Raw genomic sequence first — 17,774 nt, forward strand, 5'->3', positions numbered from 1 at the left:
TCCCCATGCGGCTGGCATTGCTGACCAACGAATATCCGCCGACCATTTACGGCGGCGCCGGGGTGCACGTGGACTTCCTGGTCCGCGAGCTGGCCCGGATGATCGATGTCGACGTGCACTGCCTGGGCCCGGACCGGGAAGGCGCCACCGCGCACCGGCCACCGGCCGAGCTGCTGGACGCCAACCCGGCACTGCGGACACTGGGCACGGACATGCTGATGGCCGCAGCAGTGGACAAATCCACCGATCTGGTGCATTCGCACACCTGGTACACAGGCCTCGCCGGTCACGTGACGGCCCTGCTGCACGACATCCCACATGTGGTGACCGCGCACTCGCTGGAACCGTCCCGGCCGTGGAAGGCGGAGCAACTCGGCGGCGGGTACGCGCTGTCCAGCTGGGCCGAGCGGGTGGCGTTCACCGCCGCCGACGCGGTGATAGCCGTCAGCGCCGGGATGGCCGGCGACATCCGCGGGGCGTACCCGGAGGTGAAACCGGAGCGCATCCACGTCATCCACAACGGCGTCGACACGGATTTCTACGCCCCTGACGACAATCCTGAGGGCGTACGCGCGCTAGGCGTGGACCCGGACCTGCCGTACGTCATCTACGTCGGCCGGATCACCCGCCAGAAGGGCCTGCCGCACCTGCTCGCGGCCTGCCACCAGCTTCGTCCGGGCGTCCAGATCGTGCTGTGCGCCTCCGCGCCGGACACCGCCGAGATCGCCGCCGAAGTACGGTCCGAAGTGGACTCGCTGACCGCCGCGCGCGGCGGCGGTGTGATCTGGCACCAGGAAATGCTGCCACGGCCGGAGCTCGTACGGCTGCTGTCCCACGCCACCGCCTTCGTGTGCCCGTCGATTTACGAACCACTGGGCATCGTCAACCTGGAAGCCGCCTCCTGCGGCACCGCTGTCGTCGCGAGCGACGTAGGCGGCATCCCGGAGGTCGTCGCCCACGAGAAGACCGGACTGTTGGTGCACTACGACAACACCGACATCCCGTCGTACGAGAGCGAGCTCGCCGCCGCCATCAACACCCTCCTGGACGACCCGACCCGCGCCAAGGAAATGGGCGCCGCCGGCCGCGACCGCGCCATCCGCGAATTCGGCTGGCACATCATCGCCGACCAAACCCTCGCCGTTTACAAATCCCTACTCCGATAGACCCACTGCGGCTCGAAACTGTCGTACCGATGCTGTTTTCTAGCCCCCTCCCTGATTTGGGTGGGGGGTGGGTTTGAGGACGCGCCCGCGTGAAATTTTCACCGCGCCGGGGCCTTGAAGTTGTTGATCTTCGTTACTTTGCCCACCCAAACCCGACAATTCGGTCTCATGTCCGTTTTGGGTAGGCGAAGTAACGAAGATCAACAACGAATATCGCAGCGGGTGAGCGGAATCTCCTCATCACGTGACGGTGAGTGTTCGCCAGCTCCGGAGTCCGGGCATCAGCGACACGCCGTAGCGGCGCAAAATTGTCGTACCCAGGCTGTTTTCTAGGCCCCCACCCAGTGAACGGGCGGGGGGTGGGTGTGAGGCAGACGTACTAATTTTTAGTTGTCAGTTTTCCTCTTACCCGCCCCCCACCCGTTTTGGGTGGGGGTGATTTTTCGGGGTGGGTACGACAGTTTTGCGCCGCATCCGCTGGACGGGTGCGGCAGATTTGTCGGTGGCTGGCGCGGGATCGGCCTGCGGAATGCTGACTGTGGGACTTTGTCATGCGCTCGGTGTCGATTGCGGGACATTGTTCCGCACCGGGCGGCTGACGGTGCCTGTTGTGACTCCTGGGCCCTACGGTGCCTCGTGAGTCACGTCATGGACGCCGCCGACCGGCGACCGCCGGCGCACCTCGTGAGGGACGGAGAAATCCCGGCGCTCACCGCTGAAAGACGGAGATTCTCCGCCACTGGACGCAAGGACTTATCGGGCGAACGTCCGGGTGGGCCACAGTTCTAGTCCCGCCCGGCGAGAGTCGCGGTCGGCGTCCAAAGTCACGTTTTCGGTGGCGGCCGGCGACTGACACGGTTTTCGAGCCACTCGGCGAGAGGCGGCGAGCCACAGCGGGCGAGCGTTGTCGTACGGGACGGCCATGATGTAGGGCATGACCGTTGACCTGTCCGCGAAGCAGCCGTTCGACCTGCGCAAGTCGCTGCGCGCGATGGCGTATTTCCGGCCGGCGGCCGGCGAGCAGCTCGTCGTGGACGACACGGTGCGCAAGGCGTTCGCGGTGCGGCGGGGCGCCGCGGATCACGCGGTCGTGGTGGAGGTGGCGCCGTCGCGGACGGGCGTGCGGGTGGCCGTTCACGGCGCCCAGGAGAGCGAGCTGGACGGGGTGCACCGCACCGTCGCCGACTGGCTGTCGCTGGACGACGACCCGACGCCGTTCCTCGCGATCGCCGAAAAGGATCCGCCGATGGCGGACATCCTGCGGGTCACCCGGGGGTTGCATCAAGTGCGGTTCGCCAGCCTGGCCGAGGGGGTGTGTTATTTCCTGCTGACCCACCGGACCTCGCAGGCGGTGGCCGCTGGCCGCAAGAGACGGCTGGCGGTCGCGTACGGACCGCGGCTGGCACTCGACGGGGTCGAGCACGTCGCGTTCCCGACGCTGGAGAACCTGGCCGGGCGGCCGGCCAGCGAGCTCCGGGCGTATGCGGCGAACGACCAGCAAGCCGAGCGGCTGACCGCCGCCATCGCCGGGGTGACCGACCTCGGCGAGGCGTGGTTACGGGAAGCGCCGACCGACGAGGTGCACGCCGCGCTGCTACGGATCCACGGGATCGGCGAGTTCACCGCGAGCGCCATCGGACTGCGGGTGTTGGGTCGTCCGATCGGGCCGCCGATCCAGATGCGGCAGTTCGCGGACACGGTCGCCACGGTGTACGGCGACGAGCGGACCGCGGATGACGTGCGGCGCGGGTACGGCGAACAGTTCGGCGTCTGGAGTTACGTCACCCGTACGGGCCTCGGCTGGCTGGATGACAAGGCCTGAACCCGTTCCCCAGGCACGGAACAGGCCCCGGCGAGCGTCGCCGGGGCCTATTCAGCACCGGTCTCAGCCGGTGACGTTCTTCAGTGCCTCACCAAGGTCGGTCGCCTCGTCGGCCGACATCTCGACGACAAGTCGTCCGCCCCCTTCCAGCGGAACGCGCATCACGATGCCGCGCCCCTCCTTGGTGACCTCGAGCGGACCGTCACCCGTCCGCGGCTTCATGGCCGCCATGTCGAAACTCCCCTCGACCGGTGGCCGCCGCGACACGACAGCCACTCCCTAACCGCCCGCGGTCAACCAGCGAAACCTGCAGCGCCAGCGCACGCTGCGGGAATGCCGGCCCGGCCACGGGACAACGGTCATTATTCTCCTGCATGAGGGCTGCCGGTCCCAAACCGGGGGATCATTGCCGGCGCGTCGGACCGAATTCCACCGGTAGTGTCGACACTGGCCACGAGCCAGACAACCGCCGCAGTCACCGGAAGGACAATCCGTGTCGGACTCGCTGATCGTCGACCGCACAGAGGCCGTCGCGACGGTAACTTTGAACCGCCCCAAGGCAATGAACGCCCTCAACCTGGAGCTCAAGGAAGCGCTGAAGCAGGCGCTGACCGAGCTCGCGGCGGACCGGGCGGTACGGGCGATCGTGCTCACCGGGGCCGGTGACCGGGCCTTCTGCGTCGGGCAGGACCTGCGTGAACACCTGCAGCTAATCGAGGCCAAGGACCCGGCGCCACTGTCCACAGTGACCGACCACTACAACCCGATCACCCTCGCGCTGGCGCAGGCACCCAAGCCGGTGATCGCCGCGGTCCGTGGCACCGCGGCCGGTGCCGGAGCGTCTTTCGCGTACGCCGCCGACTTCCGCCTCGGCGGACCGTCCACGTCGTTCCTGATGGCATTCGCCAACATCGGCCTGACCGCCGACTCCGGCGCCTCGTGGACACTGCAGCGGCTGGTCGGCTACGCCAAGGCCATTGACCTGATGATGGTGCCCCGCAAGGTCGAGGCCGCCGAGGCGCTGGAGCTGGGGCTGCTGACGACGGTGATGGACGACGACAACAAGGTCCTTATGGCAGCGCAGCAGTTCGCCGCCCGGATCGCCGCCGGGCCAACGGTCGCGTACGCGCAGATCAAGCGAAGCCTGGCTTTCTCGGCCACCCATTCGCTCGCCGACTCGCTCGCCCTGGAAGCGCAAGCCCAGGCGACCGCGGGTGCCACGGCCGACCACGCCGAGGCCGTCGCCGCGTTCGTCGCCAAACGCCAACCGAACTTTCGCGGTGAGTAGCTGAAATCAGCGGGTCGGCACGTGGCAGCCGGCGACGTGGTCGTCAAGCATGCCGGTCGCCTGCATCAGCGAATAGCACGTGGTCGGGCCGACAAACGCGAAGCCAGCCTTCTTCAGCTGCTTGGCCATCGCGACTGACTCAGCGCTGATCGTTGCCTGATCGTGCACCGACGCGGGCCGCGGTGGCCGCGGGTCCGGTGCGTACGACCAGAGGTGGTCCGAAAGCCCGGTCTCCAGGTCCAGCGCGGCCCGGGCGTTGCGGATCGCCGCGTGGATCTTGGCCCGGTTGCGGACGATCCCGGTGTCCGTCAGCAGCCGCTGCACGTCGTCGTCACCGAAGTCGGCGACCGCTTTGAGGGAGAAGCCGGCGAAGGCGGCCCGGAAGTTCTCCCGCTTGCGCAGGATAGTCAGCCACGACAGCCCGGACTGGAAGGCCTCCAGGCTGAGCCGCTCGAAAATCGCGTCGTCGCCGTGCAGCTCACGGCCCCACTCGGTGTCGTGGTACGCCCGATAGTCGGCGGTCGAGTTTCCCCAGGCGCAGCGCGCCACCCCGTCTTCGCCGAGCGCCAACCCGACCGGCAGCTCAGGCATCGTCACTGACCTGCTCGTCAACCCGGTGATAGCTCGCGGACAACTGGCTGAGCTCGTCCTCCAACGCGCGGATGTGGGTGTCCCGTACGTCGATGTCGTACGCGAGCCGGGTCAGCGCGTCGTCGACCTGGGCCATCCGGTAACCACGCAGCACCACGTCGAACCGGAGCGCGTGCACGTCCGCGCCGGTCGCCGGCCGGTCGTCGGGCAGCGAGGTGGGCACCATGTCCGGCGCGGGGTCGGCCATGCCGGGGGTCCGACCGATGGTGAACGCCGCCCCGGCGAACAACACTCCGGCCAGTACGACAGCCACCAGGACCGCGATAAGCACTTCATCCACGGTTTCATGGTGTCATGTGGCGGGAGCGCCCCGCGCCATGGGCGCGCGGAAACCGCGACGCCGGGTACGTACCGGCTGGATCCCGATAGACTCCGTAGGTTGTGCCGATGGCATCGGCGCCGGCCCCGGCCGGCTCCCGACTGGCTTCCGGGCTGGCCCGGCCGGCCCGGCTGGCTCTGTGGGCGGATGCCGCGCGACGTGAACCAGCTGAAAGGACCTCATGCCGGAGCTGACCTTGCGCGGCCGTGCCGTCTCGGCCGACCGTGCGCTGATCATGGCGATCATCAACCGTACGCCCGACTCGTTCTACGACCGGGGCGCCACCTTCGCCGAGGAGGTCGCCCAGCAGGCCATCAAGCAGGCGATCGAGGACGGCGCGGACGTGATCGACATCGGCGGGGTGTCGGCCCGGCCCGGCCCGGAGGTCACCGTCGCGATGGAGATCGAGCGAGTGGTGCCCACCATCGAGTGGGCCCGCGACCAGTTCCCGGACCTCGTCATCAGCGTGGACACCTGGCGGCACGAGGTGGCCGAGCAGGCGTGCCTCGCCGGCGCGGACCTGATCAACGACAACTGGGCCGCCGACGACCCGGAGATCATCGACGTGGCTGCGCAGTTCGGCGCCGGCTACGTCTGCTCGCACACCGACGGGCTGCCCGCTCGTACGTATCCGGTCAACCGCCCACAGTTCGACGACGTGGTCGCCGCGGTGATCGACGACTGCACCCGGCTCGCCGAGACCGCGGTCGCCAAGGGCGTCCCGCGCGAGGGCCTGATGATCGACCCGGCGCTGGACTTCGGCAAGAACACCATGCACAGCCTCAGGTTGCTGCGAGACCTGCGCAAAGTGGTCGACACCGGTTGGCCGGTGCTGATGGCCATCTCCAACAAGGGTTTCATCGGCGAGACGCTGGACGCGCTGATCGACGACCGGGTGGTGGGTACGCTCGCGTGCACGTCGATCGCCGCCTATCACGGCACCGCCATGTTCCGGGCCCACCAGGTTCGGGAAACCCGGCAGACCGTCGAGATGGTGGCCACCATCGCAGGCACCCGTCCCCCGGCCCGCCACCGGCCCTGATGTCGTCGCCGGCAACCGCCTTAAGAAGACTGGGCGCGGTCGAAGACGTAGCGGAGCAGGACTGTGTCGCCATCGGTCAGGGTGGAGGCCAGTCGTACCGGTGCCGGTGAGAGCGGCGGGCCGGCCGCGATCCGGCCAGCGGCCCCGCTGACCAGCTTGGGCGACACGGTCAGCCGCAGCTCGTCCACCAGCCCGGCGGCCAGCAGCGAGCCGAACAGGTGCGGCCCACCCTCGCCGGCGATCCGGCGCAGCCCGCGACCCTCCAGCTCCGCCAACGCGGCGGCGAGATCCACCCTGTCCTGCCCGGCCAACACCACCTCGGCACCGGCGGCTGCCCAGGCAGCGCGCACGTCGGACGGGGCGGACGCGCAGGTGAGGACGTACGTCGGCACTCGTACGTCAGTGACGACCAGCGCGTCCGGCGGCAGCGAGACCCCGGTGGTGACCACCGCGACCGGCGGCACCTCGGACAGGCCGTGGCGGCGCCGACGCTGGACGCCGATCTCGTCCGGCCGGATGCCTCGATAGCGCTCGGCAACCGCGGTGCCGGCGCCGATCAACACCACGTCGGCCAGGTCCGCCCCCAACCGGTAGACCCGCCGGTCGGCGGCATTGGACAGCTCGGCCGAGCGGCCGTTGACCGCGACCGCACCGTCGACGCTGGACACGAAGTTGATCGCCAGCCAGCGCCGGTCCGGCGGATACCCGTACAGGCGCTCGAGCTCGTCGTCGCTCGGCGGCATCTAGCCTTCGATCGGCTCGGCGGTCGGGTCCGCGCCGGACGGCGGCGGGTCCGCTGTGCCGGCCAACTGCTTCTCGGAATCCACGATGACCTGGACGGCTTCGTCGATCTCGTCGGTGACGGTGATCAGGTCCAGGTCGGCTGGGTTGATCTTGCCGTCAGTGAGCATCGTGGACCGCAGCCAGTCAATCAGACCGGACCAATACGACCGTCCTAAAAGGACGACTGGGAAGCGGGTCACCTTGCGGGTCTGAACCAGTGTCAGCGCCTCGAAAAGCTCGTCCATGGTGCCAAAACCGCCCGGCAGCACACAGAAAGCCTGCGAATATTTCACGAACATAGTTTTGCGGGCGAAGAAATACCGGAAGTTGATGCCGAGGTCGACATATTCGTTCAGGTGCTGTTCGAACGGCAGCTCGATGCCGAGGCCGACCGACGTGCCGCCGGCGTCGACGGCACCGCGGTTGGCGGCCTCCATGATGCCCGGGCCACCGCCGGTGATCACCGCGTAGCCAGCCGCCGCGAGGGCCGCGCCCAACCGGCGGGCCATCTCGTAGTCGGGACTGTCGGCATGCGTACGCGCCGAACCGAACACCGAGACCGCGCTGCCCAGTTCTGCCAGCGCGCCGAAGCCCTCCACGAACTCGGACTGGATCCGCAACACCCGCCACGGGTCGGTGTGCACCCAGTCAGTCGGACCGCGGCTGTCCAGCAGCCGCTGGTCGGTGGTACTGGCGGAGATGTGGTGCCGGCGCAGCGTGACCGGGCCACGCTGGCGCTGCGCGCCACGCCCGGTCGGCCGGGAGCCGTTGTTCTCGCTCATACCCCCACGGTAGACAGCCCAGGTAAACCCCCGGCAATCAGCTGGCCGCCATCGCACCCGCGGTACGCGTCCGCCGAACTTGGAAGCGCTCAGTTTAGACGAGGCCGACCCACGCGCGATGTAACGGCATGGCGAGGTTTTGTCCGTTTTGCGCACTGCTTCGTTGCATTCGCGAGTGGTTGAGCGCTCAGGAGTCACTCGAGTCGCAGGGGTAACGCTGAGCCTGGAGTGTGAGACTCTAATCCCGACATGTGGGAACTGGTCCGGTCAGCCGCATTCCGCCGTTCTTATTGGGACTGGTGGTACCAACTTTCACCGCCAGTAACCAGATTCCGCGAACATCGCCACCCACCATGTCCGTTTGTAACGTTGTTGCCCATCCTGGGCCCCAGAATGGGCAACAGCGTTCCAATCGGACATACCCCCACCCAGTACCCGGTCACCCACAGTCAAAAGCCGCACCCACACCAGGTCTTACCACCCCACAAACGTGACGCTGGTTCGCTCTCCCCGTCGGCGGGCGCAGCCCACCCGTCGACCCCGTTCTTCCTTGAGGCTTCGCCCGAAGGGCTCCCACCCACCCACCTGCACAGGGTGCGGCGCGAAACTGTCGTACCCACCCCGAAAAATCACCCCCACCCAGTGACGGGTGGGGGGCGGGTTCGAGGACCAATGTCCAACTAAAAATTAAAGTCCACCTCTCAACCCACCCCCCGCCCGTTCAAAGGGAGGGGGAAAGAAAAACAGACACCTACGACAATTTCGCGCCGCACCCGAGGGAATTACCCGGCGAGAAATCTCACCAGGGCCTCGGCGGCGGTGGTGATCTTCGGCATCTCGACGTATTCGTCGCGTTTGTGGGCCGTGTTCGGGTCGCCGGGGCCGAAGTTGACGGCTGGGATGCCGAGAGTGGCGAGCCGGCCCACGTCGGTCCAGCCATATTTTGCCACCGGGGTGCCGCCGATCGCCCTCACGAAGGCCTGCGCGGCCGGGGCGGACAGGCCCGGTGGGGCCGATGGCGCCGAGTCGGTGATTTCCACGTCGAAGCCGTCGAAAACCTCTTTGACGTGGGCGGCGGCCGCTTTCTCGTCACGGTCGGGGGCGAAGCGGTAGTTGACCGTCACGACGCACTCGTCCGGCACGATGTTGCCGGCCACGCCACCGGTGATGTTGACCGCGTTCAGGCCTTCGCGATAAGTGCAGCCCTCGATCGGCACCACCCGTGGCTGGTACGCGGACAGCCGGGTCAGGATCTCGGCGGCCGCATGGATCGCGTTCGAGCCGAGCCACGAGCGAGCCGAGTGCGCGCGCGTGCCGGTGGTCCTTACGACTGCACGCAAGGTGCCCTGGCAGCCGCCTTCGATCTGGCCGGAGGTCGGCTCCAGGACGATCCCGAAATCGCAGTCCAGCCAGTCTCGGAGCGTACGAGAAATCCGCCCGAGGCCGTTGCGATCGGACTCGATTTCCTCGCAGTCATAGAAAACGAGCGTCAGGTCGTACGCCGGTTCGGCCAGCACCGCGGCCGCGTGCAGCATCAGCGCGACGCCGGACTTCATGTCCGAGGTGCCGCATCCGTACATCCGATCACCGTCCACTGTGGACGGCACGTTGTCGGCGGTCGGCACGGTGTCCAAGTGGCCGGCGAGCAGGATGCGGCGCGGCTTGCCGGTGTTCGTACGCGCCAGCACCGCCTGGCCGTCGCGCAGCACCTCAAAGCGGCCAAGCGCCCGCACGGCCGCCTCGACCTGGTCGGCGAGCTCGCGCTCGTTGCCGGACACCGACTCGATGTCCACGAGCGCCCGGGTCAATGCGATGGGGTCAGCAGTCAGATCAAGAGTCACCCCTCTGACGCTAGCGGTCCGGCGGGAAAGCGCAGAACACGTTGCCCTCCGGATCGGCCATGATCGTCCACCACTGGTCACCGGCCGCCGGTCGCAGCACGGTCGCACCGGCCGCCACCAGGGCGGACGGCTCGATACCCGGCGCCAGGTCGACATCCCAGTGCCAGCGGTTCGGCCCGTTGCCGGGCTCGGGCTCCTCCTCGAACCACCAGCTTTCCCAGGGCAGGCTCGGCGCGCCACCCACCCATGCGCGCGCTCCGGACCGTGAGCTGCCGGTCTGGCCGCCGATCAAATCGGCCCACCAGGCGGCGAGCGCCCGGGGCTCGCGGCAGTCGACGGTGACCGTGCTGATGGTGGTCAGGCGCCGGCGTACGACAGTCAGCGAGAATTCGTTGCCCTCCGGGTCGGCCAGTGCCCACGGCTCGTCCGGGTCGGACGGGTCGTCCAGCACCTCGGCGCCCAGCATCAGCAGCGGCTTCAGATCCCAGTCTGGTACGACAAGATCCAGCCGCACCCGGTTCTGGTCTGCCGGCAGCTGGGCCGCGGTGTTGACCCATAACCGGCCCGGTGGCAGCTCAGCGCTGAGCGGCAGCTCGACGAAGCCCTCGGCGGACAGCGGACGGCGCAGCGCGGCCGCCCAGAACTCGCCAAGCGCGCGACCGTCAGTCGCGTACAGACACAGCGCACGAAAACTCGCGAGGCTCATATCGCCGGCACCACGCCGCACTGCCCGATGACCTCGGGATCCGCCGAATCGACGACGAGATCCATGAACTTCGCGATCACCATGATGCCAAGCCTCCTTGTCTAGCGGTCGATTTCATCATGGCGGACACGTCTGACACATTCTCTCCTGCTAGAATTCATACCATGCTGCCAATTTTTCGTACGGACAGTATAACGGGAGGTGAAAGGGATGATCGAGGTCGGCAAGCACGTCACGGCGACCTTCCTGGGCATGACCTTCAACTTGGACACCATCGCCGCGACGCTGGTGGCCGGCGCGATCGTCGTCGTGTCCGGGCTGCTGATCGGCCGGCGGGCACGCAGCGGCGTGCCGTCCAAGCCGCAGTTGCTGTGGGAGACTGTGGTCGGCCAGATCCAGGACCAGGTCCGGGAGAACATCGGCATCAAAACGGCCCCGGTCGTCGTGCCACTAGCGGTCAGCGTCTTCTTCTTCATCTGGGTGGCGAACTGGCTGGAGGTGATCCCGACCAATCACCTGCTGCCCGCCCCGACCGCCGACGTGAACCTGACCTACGCGCTCGGACTGTTCACGGTTGTGGTGGTGCATGTCGTGTCGATCAGACAGAAAGGCGTGCTGCGCTGGGCCGTCGACATCGCCAAAGGACACGAGCCGGGGATGGCACCGATCTGGATCTTCGAGGAACTGACCCGCCCCTTCACGCTGGCGCTGCGGCTGTTCGGCAACATGTTCGCCGGCGGCATCATGCTCAGCATCATCGCGCTGCTGCCGATCTACGTGTTCTGGCTGCCGGAGATCCTCTGGAAGCTCTTCGACCTGTTCGTCGGGGTCCTGCAGGCGGTCATCTTCGCGCTGCTGATCATCCTCTATCTCGGCTTCCAACTGGACGAGGAGTAGCTTCGGCAACCGTGCAACACCGCGGCACGTTCATCGAGCAGGCCCGGCGGGCCCAGATGGTCCAGTGCGCGGTCGAGGAAATCGCCGAAAACGGCTACCCGGCCGCCTCGCTGGCCGCCATCGCCCGCCGGGCCGGCGTCAGTCGCGGGGTGATCTCGTACCACTTCGCCGACAAGGACGACCTGGTCGAGCAGGTCATCGCCGACTTCTACCGGCTAGGCGCTGCGTTCATCGGCGAGCGTCTGAAAGGTCTCACCGGCGTACGAGCGATCGTGCGGGCGTTCATCGAGGCGAACGTCGAGTTCTTCGCCGCCTATCCGGTGCACGTACGGGCGTCCCGGGACATCGTCCTCACCTACCGCACCGCGGCCGGCGCCCGGATCGACCAGCGTCGGCCCGAGGCCGCGCAAGGCCGGGCCGCGCTGCTCGACCTTTTCGCCCAGGGCCAGGCGTCCGGCGACCTGCGCCGCTTCGACCGGGAGGCGATGGCCACCGCGATCCGGGCCGCCGTCGATGGCGCGGTCCCCGAGCTGACGCTCAACCCGGACTTCGACCTCACCGCGTACGGCCGCGAACTGGCCACCACCTTCGACCACGCCATTCGTTCCTAAGCGGTCCCGCGTACGAGTGCGGAACTCATCCACCACTGGCTGGCGCTGACCGCGCTTTTACGATGAACGGGAGCCGGCAGCCGGCGCTGTTTGCGGGTTTGAGCGCTCGTACCAACGCGAACCCGAGCACCGCGACCACAGCGACGACACCGACCACGGTCATGCCGACGTTCAGCCGCTGGGTGACCTCGACGCCGACCAGGTAGCCGAGCGTCACCAGGCTGGTCGCCCACAGCACCGCGGACGGCACGTTGGCGAGGGTGAACCGGCGCCAGGGCAGCAACCGGCCGGACAGCCACGGGGTGAGCATCCGCGCGCTGACCAGCCACTGTCCACAGGCGACGGACAACATCGGGTGACGGACCAGATATCCCTGCACCCGCTCGGTGATCCCGGCCGGCACCCGCGCCAACCACCGGGACGGCACCGCTCGCCGCCGGCGGCCGCGGAAATAGCCCACCTGCGGCCCGAGTACGGCGCCGACCGCGGCCGCCGCAAGCGCCGCCGCCAGGGGCACCATCCCGGCGTGGGCGCAGAACCCCAGTGCGAACAGCAGGGTCGTACCAGGCAGGAAGAATCCGATCGCGAGACCCGACTCCGGAATCAGCAGCAGGCCGGCGACCAGCAGCAGGACCGGGCCCTGCAGCGAGCTGAGGAATCCGACCAGGCCGGTCACCGGACCACCGGCCGCCGGCAGACGTAGGTCAGCGCCGGCGGCAGGTTGCGCCAGACCGTGCTGGTCACCACGACCTCGTCGAAAGCGTGCCGCAGCTGGCGGCGAAAACGCTGGCCTCGCGGCATCATCACCCCGGACAGGTACGCGATGGTGCTGAACGCCCCGCCGGGGCTCAGGACACCGGCGATCTGCCGTACGACCTGCGTCTGCAGTGCCGCCGGGAACAGCGTCCAAGGCAGCGCCGACACCACCGCATCGACCGCGCCCACGCCCGCGTCGGCCAGCAGTTTGCCCAGGTCAGCGGCATCACCAAGGAGAACTTCCAGGTCCGGCTTGGCGGTCCGCAAATGGGCCACCAGGGTCGGGTCGATCTCGACCGCCACGTGCCGGCCGCGACCTCCCAGCCGGCGCGAAATCACGTCGCTGACCGCGCCGGTGCCCGGCCCGAGCTCGACCACCACCGGGTCGCCGCTGCCCGGTACGACCTGCGCCAGCGCCGCGGACGACGCCTCGCCGGTGGGAAAGAACGTACCCATCTGGGACGGCTCCCGCAGCGCCGCGGCCGCGAACACCCGCCAGTCATGCTTCGGTCTATTGATCGTGCTCGTCATCGAGCCCTCCTCGGAATCCGTGACATCCCCTGCGTCAACCGTGCCGATTTGGACAGGTACGGCGCCATCGTGCTGCCCCATCTGCTGGTGGCGCGATTCCCTACCTTTCGTGGTGGGGTTAGCCCCACTGTGCCGATTCGGGTCACCGGGCCATGATCGACGGGAGGGAGGTGAACGGTGACCGAGCAGGTGCCCGCTTCTGCGGTCGGGCCGGGTTCCCGGCTGGGCCTGCGGCAGGGCGGGAGGGCGCTCGCCGGGCTCGGGCTGAACCTGTTCACCGGCTTCGTTGGCCTGTTCTTCCTGCTCATGGCGGGTATCGGGCTGGTCACCGCGATCGCTGGCGTCGGGCTGCCGATCCTGTACGAGGCGCTGCTCGGCATTCGCCGGTTGACCAGGCTGCAGCGTCGCTGGGCCGGTCAGCTGTCCGGGCGACCGCTGGCCAGCCCGTACGTCGGCGGCCTCGATCGCGGGATGTTCGCCAGTCTGCGGGCGGCGGCCCTGGATCCAGCCACCTGGCGGGACATCGGCTGGCTCGCCCTGCAACCCCTGGTCGCACTGGCTCTGGGCCTGGTGCCGCTTGCTCTGCTCATCAGCGCGTACAGCATCTTCGACTCGGCGATGGGGAACGGGCCTGCCCAGGACATGCTCGGGCTGGTGTTGATCAGCGCTCTGGTGGCGGCGACCTGGTGGTTGCTGCCGTGGCTGACCGCCGCCCAGTGCGCCTTCAGCCGCTGGCTGCTGTCACCGTCCAGCCGGACCGAGCTGACCGAGCGGGTCAGTCAGCTGTTCGCGTCCCGCGCGGACGCGGTGGACGCCCAGTCGGTCGAGCTGCGCCGGATCGAACGGGACCTGCACGACGGCGCGCAGGCCCGGCTGGTCGCGCTCGCGATGGACCTGGGGCTCGCCGAAAAGGCGATCGACGAGAACCCGGCGATCGCGAAGCAGCTGGTGTCCGCGTCCCGCGCGTCCGCCCAGCAGGCACTCGCTGACCTGCGCGGACTCGTACGCGGCATCCACCCGCCGGTACTGGCCGACCGCGGCCTCGCCGGCGCCATCGAGGCCGCCGCGCTACTGTGCCCAGTGCCCATCCGGCTGGACATCATCATTCCGGCCCGGCCAGAGCCGCCGGTCGAGTCGGCGCTCTACTTCGCCGCCGCCGAGGCGCTCACCAACCTGGCCAAACACAGCGACGCGACCCGAGGCTGGATCCGGCTGCGCTACCTCGACGGTGCCCTGCGGCTGGTCATCGGCGACGACGGCCGTGGTGGCGCGGCGCTGCAACCCGCCGGCACCGACGACTCCGGCGGGTTGGCGGGCATCGGACGGCGGCTGGCCGCCTTCGACGGCAGACTGGAGGTCGTCAGCCCGGTCGGCGGGCCTACCGAGGTCATCATGGAGCTGCCTTGCGCGTCGTCATCGCCGAAGACCTGAGCCTGCTCCGGGACGGGCTGATCCGGCTGCTGACCGCGAACGACTTCGACGTGGTCGACGCCGTCGACACCGGCCCCCGGTTGGCCGAGGCCCTGCGCCAGCACCGCCCGGACGTGGCCGTGGTGGACGTACGACTGCCGCCCACCCTCACCGACGAGGGCCTGCGGGTCGCCATCGCGGCCCGCCGCGAACAACCGGGCCTGCCGGTGCTGATCCTGTCCCAGTACGTCGAGCAGCTATACGCCCGCGAGCTGCTCTCGGACAACGCCGGCGGGGTCGGCTATCTGCTCAAAGACCGCATCGCCGACGTCGACCAGTTCGTCGACGCGGTCCGCCGGGTGGCCGCCGGCGGCACCGCCATGGACGCCGAGGTCATCTCCCAGCTGCTGTCCCGGCACCGCGCCGACCGCCCGATCGGCCAACTCACCCCACGTGAGCGCGAAGTCCTCGAACTGATGGCCGAAGGCCGCTCCAACGCCGCCATCGCCGGCCGCCTTTTCGTCACCGAGAAGGCCATCGGCAAGCACATCAACAATATTTTCGGCAAACTCGGCCTCGCTCAGTCCGAAGACGACAACCGCCGGGTGATGGCCGTCCTCGCCTTCCTCCAAGCCGACCCCCGCTAATGCCCAGCTGTAACGCGTACGAACAGCCGAGCCAAGAGGGGACGTAAGAAGGAGGGGAAAGGGGAAAGCATTTGAGTCAGCCACCGGATCCGGACGTGAGCCGGATCGGTCACGATCCCGACGCGTTCGAAGCCTTCTACCGCGCTCATGTCGAGGCGATCCAGCGGTTCGTCGCCCGCCGCGTCGAGGACCCGTACCTCGCCGCCGACCTGACAGCGGAGGTGTTCCTGGCCGCCATCGACTCGGCGCGTACTTACCGCGCGAGCCGCGGCCAGCCGATCGGGTGGCTTTATGGGGTGGCCCGCAATGTCATGGCCGCCGAACGGCGCCGGTCCGCCCGCGCGTTGCGGGCCGGGAACCGGGTCGCCGGGCGAGCCCTGGTCGACGGCGACGACCTCGTACGACTCGAGGAGCGCATCGACGCCGAGGCACGGACACGCGCGCTATACCGCGCGATGGATGAGCTGTCCGAAGCCGAACGCGCCGTGCTCGAGCTCGTCGCACTGGACGGTCTGGCCGTACAAGAAGCCGCGAAAGCCCTGGGCATAAGACCAGTGACCGCGCGCGTACGACTGCACCGCGCCCGCCAAACGCTCAAAGAACGGCTCTCCCCCGCCACCGCCGAACAGCTCACCATCCTGTCGGAGGCATCGTCATGAAGAACACGTACGAGGAACGGCTGCTCACCGAGCTGCGTCAGATCGTCGCCGAAAACGCCACCCCCGGTCCGGCTCGCCGGTTCGGCTGGAAGCCGCGACTGGTCGTCGGCGGGGTCGCCGCCGCACTGATCGCGGTCGGCGCGGTCGCCGTCATCGAAACCACCGCGACGCCAGCTTTCGCTGTGGACAAAAACAATGACGGCTCAGTAAGTGTCACGATCAACAAACTCAGTGACGCCGAGGGTCTGCAGCGCCAGCTGATCGCCGCTGGCGTCCCGACGGTCGCGAAGTATCTGCCGCTGGGCAAGAAATGCTCGGACGACTGGTATCGGCCAGCTCCCAGCGGCTCGATGTACACCAGCATGCGGATAGATCAAGACCACGTCACCTTCACCATCGGCCGGTATCAGCTTGGAAAGGGCCAGACGCTGGTGATCTCCACCGAGGGCGGGGTGGCTCCTGGCCCGAACGGCAAGCCGGCCGACGTTTCCGGAATCGGTCTGGGAATCGCCCAAGGCCCGGTCGGGGTGTGTCACGTGGTCGACATCAAGGTCCCGCCACCGGGACAGTCCGGCGCCGGCGGCGGCGCCGTCCGCGTCGACGGCAACGGATCCGGCAGCACACCGCTCAAGTAGCCCGTTCCCTCTCTCGGTACGGCCGCGTTGTCCGCATGCCCGCATGCGTGCTTTGGACGCACGCATGCGGGCATGCGGACATGGCGCGGTGACCGAAGGTGGCGGGCGGTCTCGTACGCTCACGGGTATGACCTCGAGCGAATCTCCGGCCAGTGCCTGGGGCATCGGCATCGCGACCGTGACCAACTCCGGGACCGTGCTCGACACCTGGTATCCGAGCCCCTCCATGGTGGTGGACCCCAAACCGGTGCAGCAGCTGGGCATCGGCGACGGCGGCACGGTGGCGCTGGACGACGAGCAGGGCGAGGCGATGCTCGGCGTCTCCGGCGACCTGCTCGGCTCCGATCCGCGCCGCGGGGTGCACCGCGACCTGGTCGTCACCCACGTCCGGGACCTCGCCAACCCACCGGCCGACGCGTACGACGCCTATCTGCGGCTGCACCTGCTCTCGCACCGGTTGGTCGCGCCACGCGAATTGTCGATGGAAAAGATCTTCACCGTGCTGTCCACTGTGGTCTGGACGAGCATTGGTCCGTGTGCGGTGGAAAAATTCGAGACGACCCGGCTGCGGCTGCGGGCCGCAGGCATCGCGGTGCAGGTTTATGGCGTCGACAAATTCCCCCGCATGACCGATTACGTGGTGCCTTCCGGCGTACGGATCGCCGATGCCGACCGAGTGCGGCTGGGCGCGCATTTGGCTGACGGCACCACTGTTATGCACGAGGGATTCGTCAACTACAACGCGGGCACCCTTGGCGCCGCCATGGTAGAAGGCCGCATTTCCGCTGGCGTGGTGGTCGGCGACGGCTCGGACATCGGCGGCGGATCGTCGATCATGGGTACACTTTCCGGCGGTGGCACCGAAATCGTACGGGTCGGCGAGCGCTGCCTGCTGGGCGCGAATGCCGGCATCGGCATTTCCCTGGGAGACGACTGCGTCGTCGAGGCCGGCTGTTATATCACCGCTGGCACCAAAGTCCTGCTGACCGATGGCCGAGTGGTGAAAGCGCGCGAGCTTTCCGGTGTTTCGGGTCTGCAGTTCTGGCGGAACTCGCAGTCCGGTGCGATCGAGGCCCGCAGTCGTACCAGCGAAGGCATCGCACTGAACGAGGACCTGCACGCGAACTAACTGCCCGAACGGGCCGACGTTAGGGATAGAGAATTTTTCCCTTAGTGGCCGCGATATGCGGATTTTGGCTGCGCCTGTCTACTTTGGATCCCGCGGGCC

21 protein-coding genes are annotated in these 17,774 nt (G+C 68.1%); 11 read left to right on the forward strand and 10 right to left on the reverse strand.

Annotation, left to right across the window (positions count from 1 at the left end; all coding sequences use genetic code 11):
* Nucleotides 1-5 precede the first annotated feature (5 nt).
* Entirely contained in the window at nt 6-1,166 is a 1,161-nt protein-coding gene (gene glgA / locus ABD301_RS32155; protein WP_344314037.1) for a glycogen synthase, read from the forward strand.
* Nucleotides 1,167-1,919: 753 nt separating this feature from the next.
* Here glgA and ABD301_RS32160 read toward each other — a convergent pair.
* Nucleotides 1,920-2,102: a hypothetical protein gene (locus ABD301_RS32160; protein ID WP_344314038.1), complete on the reverse strand. Its 183-nt coding sequence runs from the start codon at nt 2,100-2,102 to the stop codon at nt 1,920-1,922.
* Between ABD301_RS32160 and ABD301_RS32165 the strand changes: the two genes are divergently transcribed.
* The gene (locus ABD301_RS32165) at nt 2,101-2,988 is read left to right on the forward strand and encodes a DNA-3-methyladenine glycosylase family protein (protein ID WP_344314039.1); all 888 of its coding nucleotides are present in this window, start codon (nt 2,101-2,103) and stop codon (nt 2,986-2,988) included. The two genes, ABD301_RS32160 and ABD301_RS32165, sit on opposite strands and share 2 nt — an antisense overlap.
* A gap of 63 nt (nt 2,989-3,051) precedes the next feature.
* On the opposite strand, the gene ABD301_RS32170 is transcribed toward ABD301_RS32165, so the two are convergent.
* Nucleotides 3,052-3,219, reverse strand: coding sequence for a DUF3117 domain-containing protein (locus ABD301_RS32170; RefSeq protein ID WP_163573807.1), 168 nt, complete (start codon nt 3,217-3,219; stop codon nt 3,052-3,054).
* 262 nt (nt 3,220-3,481) lie between these two features.
* On the opposite strand from ABD301_RS32170, the gene ABD301_RS32175 reads away from it, so the two are divergent.
* Entirely contained in the window at nt 3,482-4,276 is a 795-nt protein-coding gene (locus tag ABD301_RS32175; protein WP_344314041.1) for an enoyl-CoA hydratase/isomerase family protein, read from the forward strand.
* 6 nt (nt 4,277-4,282) lie between these two features.
* Here ABD301_RS32175 and ABD301_RS32180 read toward each other — a convergent pair whose 3' ends face one another.
* Together ABD301_RS32180 and ABD301_RS32185 are read right to left on the reverse strand one after the other, a co-directional pair.
* Nucleotides 4,283-4,867, reverse strand: a complete 585-nt coding sequence (locus ABD301_RS32180) for a DNA-3-methyladenine glycosylase I (RefSeq protein WP_163573801.1) — start codon at nt 4,865-4,867, stop codon at nt 4,283-4,285.
* On the reverse strand, nt 4,860-5,207 hold the full coding sequence (locus ABD301_RS32185) for a DivIVA domain-containing protein (RefSeq protein ID WP_163573802.1): 348 nt from the start codon (nt 5,205-5,207) through the stop codon (nt 4,860-4,862). The genes ABD301_RS32180 and ABD301_RS32185 overlap by 8 nt, the downstream gene beginning before the upstream one ends.
* A 220-nt stretch (nt 5,208-5,427) precedes the next feature.
* On the opposite strand from ABD301_RS32185, the gene folP reads away from it, so the two are divergent.
* A complete protein-coding gene (gene folP, locus ABD301_RS32190; RefSeq protein WP_163573803.1) occupies nt 5,428-6,288 on the forward strand; it encodes a dihydropteroate synthase in 861 nt (286 codons plus the stop codon).
* 20 nt (nt 6,289-6,308) lie between these two features.
* Here folP and ABD301_RS32195 read toward each other — a convergent pair whose 3' ends face one another.
* The 4 genes from ABD301_RS32195 to ABD301_RS32210 all read right to left on the reverse strand — a co-directional run bounded on the left by ABD301_RS32195 (nt 6,309) and on the right by ABD301_RS32210 (nt 10,400).
* Nucleotides 6,309-7,031: a pyrimidine reductase family protein gene (locus tag ABD301_RS32195; RefSeq protein WP_344314042.1), complete on the reverse strand. Its 723-nt coding sequence runs from the start codon at nt 7,029-7,031 to the stop codon at nt 6,309-6,311.
* Nucleotides 7,032-7,853 carry a TIGR00730 family Rossman fold protein gene (locus tag ABD301_RS32200; RefSeq protein WP_163573804.1) on the reverse strand — a complete coding sequence of 274 codons (822 nt, stop codon included), beginning with the start codon at nt 7,851-7,853 and terminating at the stop codon, nt 7,032-7,034.
* 782 nt (nt 7,854-8,635) lie between these two features.
* Complete coding sequence (gene dapE, locus ABD301_RS32205; RefSeq protein WP_344314043.1) at nt 8,636-9,694, reverse strand: succinyl-diaminopimelate desuccinylase; 1,059 nt, start codon at nt 9,692-9,694, stop codon at nt 8,636-8,638.
* Nucleotides 9,695-9,704: 10 nt separating this feature from the next.
* The gene (locus ABD301_RS32210; protein WP_344314044.1) at nt 9,705-10,400 is read right to left on the reverse strand and encodes a VOC family protein; all 696 of its coding nucleotides are present in this window, start codon (nt 10,398-10,400) and stop codon (nt 9,705-9,707) included.
* A 210-nt stretch (nt 10,401-10,610) separates the two neighbouring features.
* Between ABD301_RS32210 and atpB the strand changes: the two genes are divergently transcribed.
* Together atpB and ABD301_RS32220 are read left to right on the forward strand one after the other, a co-directional pair.
* Nucleotides 10,611-11,297, forward strand: coding sequence for a F0F1 ATP synthase subunit A (atpB, locus tag ABD301_RS32215; protein WP_163573806.1), 687 nt, complete (start codon nt 10,611-10,613; stop codon nt 11,295-11,297).
* An 11-nt stretch (nt 11,298-11,308) separates the two neighbouring features.
* Nucleotides 11,309-11,908 carry a TetR/AcrR family transcriptional regulator gene (locus tag ABD301_RS32220; RefSeq protein ID WP_279581677.1) on the forward strand — a complete coding sequence of 200 codons (600 nt, stop codon included), beginning with the start codon at nt 11,309-11,311 and terminating at the stop codon, nt 11,906-11,908.
* 25 nt (nt 11,909-11,933) lie between these two features.
* On the opposite strand, the gene ABD301_RS32225 is transcribed toward ABD301_RS32220, so the two are convergent.
* Together ABD301_RS32225 and ABD301_RS32230 are read right to left on the reverse strand one after the other, a co-directional pair.
* Complete coding sequence (locus tag ABD301_RS32225) at nt 11,934-12,584, reverse strand: DedA family protein (RefSeq protein WP_344314045.1); 651 nt, start codon at nt 12,582-12,584, stop codon at nt 11,934-11,936.
* Nucleotides 12,581-13,195, reverse strand: a complete 615-nt coding sequence (locus ABD301_RS32230; protein WP_163570695.1) for a class I SAM-dependent methyltransferase — start codon at nt 13,193-13,195, stop codon at nt 12,581-12,583. The genes ABD301_RS32225 and ABD301_RS32230 overlap by 4 nt, the downstream gene beginning before the upstream one ends.
* A gap of 177 nt (nt 13,196-13,372) precedes the next feature.
* On the opposite strand from ABD301_RS32230, the gene ABD301_RS32235 reads away from it, so the two are divergent.
* From ABD301_RS32235 to dapD, 5 genes are all read left to right on the forward strand, one after another.
* Nucleotides 13,373-14,626 (forward strand): sensor histidine kinase, encoded by a 1,254-nt coding sequence (locus ABD301_RS32235; protein WP_279581678.1) that lies wholly within the window; start codon nt 13,373-13,375, stop codon nt 14,624-14,626.
* Nucleotides 14,599-15,252, forward strand: coding sequence for a response regulator (locus ABD301_RS32240; RefSeq protein ID WP_163570698.1), 654 nt, complete (start codon nt 14,599-14,601; stop codon nt 15,250-15,252). Before ABD301_RS32235 ends, ABD301_RS32240 begins: the two co-directional genes overlap by 28 nt.
* A 71-nt stretch (nt 15,253-15,323) precedes the next feature.
* Nucleotides 15,324-15,911 (forward strand): RNA polymerase sigma factor, encoded by a 588-nt coding sequence (locus ABD301_RS32245; protein ID WP_163570699.1) that lies wholly within the window; start codon nt 15,324-15,326, stop codon nt 15,909-15,911.
* A complete protein-coding gene (locus ABD301_RS32250; protein WP_344314046.1) occupies nt 15,908-16,546 on the forward strand; it encodes a hypothetical protein in 639 nt (212 codons plus the stop codon). The genes ABD301_RS32245 and ABD301_RS32250 overlap by 4 nt, the downstream gene beginning before the upstream one ends.
* Before the next feature lie 127 nt (nt 16,547-16,673).
* Entirely contained in the window at nt 16,674-17,675 is a 1,002-nt protein-coding gene (dapD, locus tag ABD301_RS32255; RefSeq protein ID WP_344314047.1) for a 2,3,4,5-tetrahydropyridine-2,6-dicarboxylate N-succinyltransferase, read from the forward strand.
* Nucleotides 17,676-17,774 lie beyond the last annotated feature (99 nt).

Origin of the sequence: Fodinicola feengrottensis (assembly GCF_039530045.1) — a bacterium.
Lineage (GTDB): Bacteria > Actinomycetota > Actinomycetes > Mycobacteriales > HKI-0501 > Fodinicola > Fodinicola feengrottensis.

What these genes read in the sequence shown, in the direction of transcription:
- ABD301_RS32170 (WP_163573807.1), bottom strand. Translation starts at nt 3,219, where the DNA reads ATGGCGGCCATGAAGCCGCGGACGGGTGACGGTCCGCTCGAGGTCACC.
- ABD301_RS32165 (WP_344314039.1), top strand. Translation starts at nt 2,101, where the DNA reads ATGACCGTTGACCTGTCCGCGAAGCAGCCGTTCGACCTGCGCAAGTCG.
- folP (WP_163573803.1), top strand. Translation starts at nt 5,428, where the DNA reads ATGCCGGAGCTGACCTTGCGCGGCCGTGCCGTCTCGGCCGACCGTGCG.
- ABD301_RS32195 (WP_344314042.1), bottom strand. Translation starts at nt 7,031, where the DNA reads ATGCCGCCGAGCGACGACGAGCTCGAGCGCCTGTACGGGTATCCGCCG.
- dapD (WP_344314047.1), top strand. Translation starts at nt 16,674, where the DNA reads ATGACCTCGAGCGAATCTCCGGCCAGTGCCTGGGGCATCGGCATCGCG.
- ABD301_RS32180 (WP_163573801.1), bottom strand. Translation starts at nt 4,867, where the DNA reads ATGCCTGAGCTGCCGGTCGGGTTGGCGCTCGGCGAAGACGGGGTGGCG.
- ABD301_RS32200 (WP_163573804.1), bottom strand. Translation starts at nt 7,853, where the DNA reads ATGAGCGAGAACAACGGCTCCCGGCCGACCGGGCGTGGCGCGCAGCGC.
- ABD301_RS32210 (WP_344314044.1), bottom strand. Translation starts at nt 10,400, where the DNA reads ATGAGCCTCGCGAGTTTTCGTGCGCTGTGTCTGTACGCGACTGACGGT.
- ABD301_RS32230 (WP_163570695.1), bottom strand. Translation starts at nt 13,195, where the DNA reads ATGACGAGCACGATCAATAGACCGAAGCATGACTGGCGGGTGTTCGCG.
- glgA (WP_344314037.1), top strand. Translation starts at nt 6, where the DNA reads ATGCGGCTGGCATTGCTGACCAACGAATATCCGCCGACCATTTACGGC.
- atpB (WP_163573806.1), top strand. Translation starts at nt 10,611, where the DNA reads ATGATCGAGGTCGGCAAGCACGTCACGGCGACCTTCCTGGGCATGACC.
- ABD301_RS32160 (WP_344314038.1), bottom strand. Translation starts at nt 2,102, where the DNA reads ATGCCCTACATCATGGCCGTCCCGTACGACAACGCTCGCCCGCTGTGG.
- ABD301_RS32250 (WP_344314046.1), top strand. Translation starts at nt 15,908, where the DNA reads ATGAAGAACACGTACGAGGAACGGCTGCTCACCGAGCTGCGTCAGATC.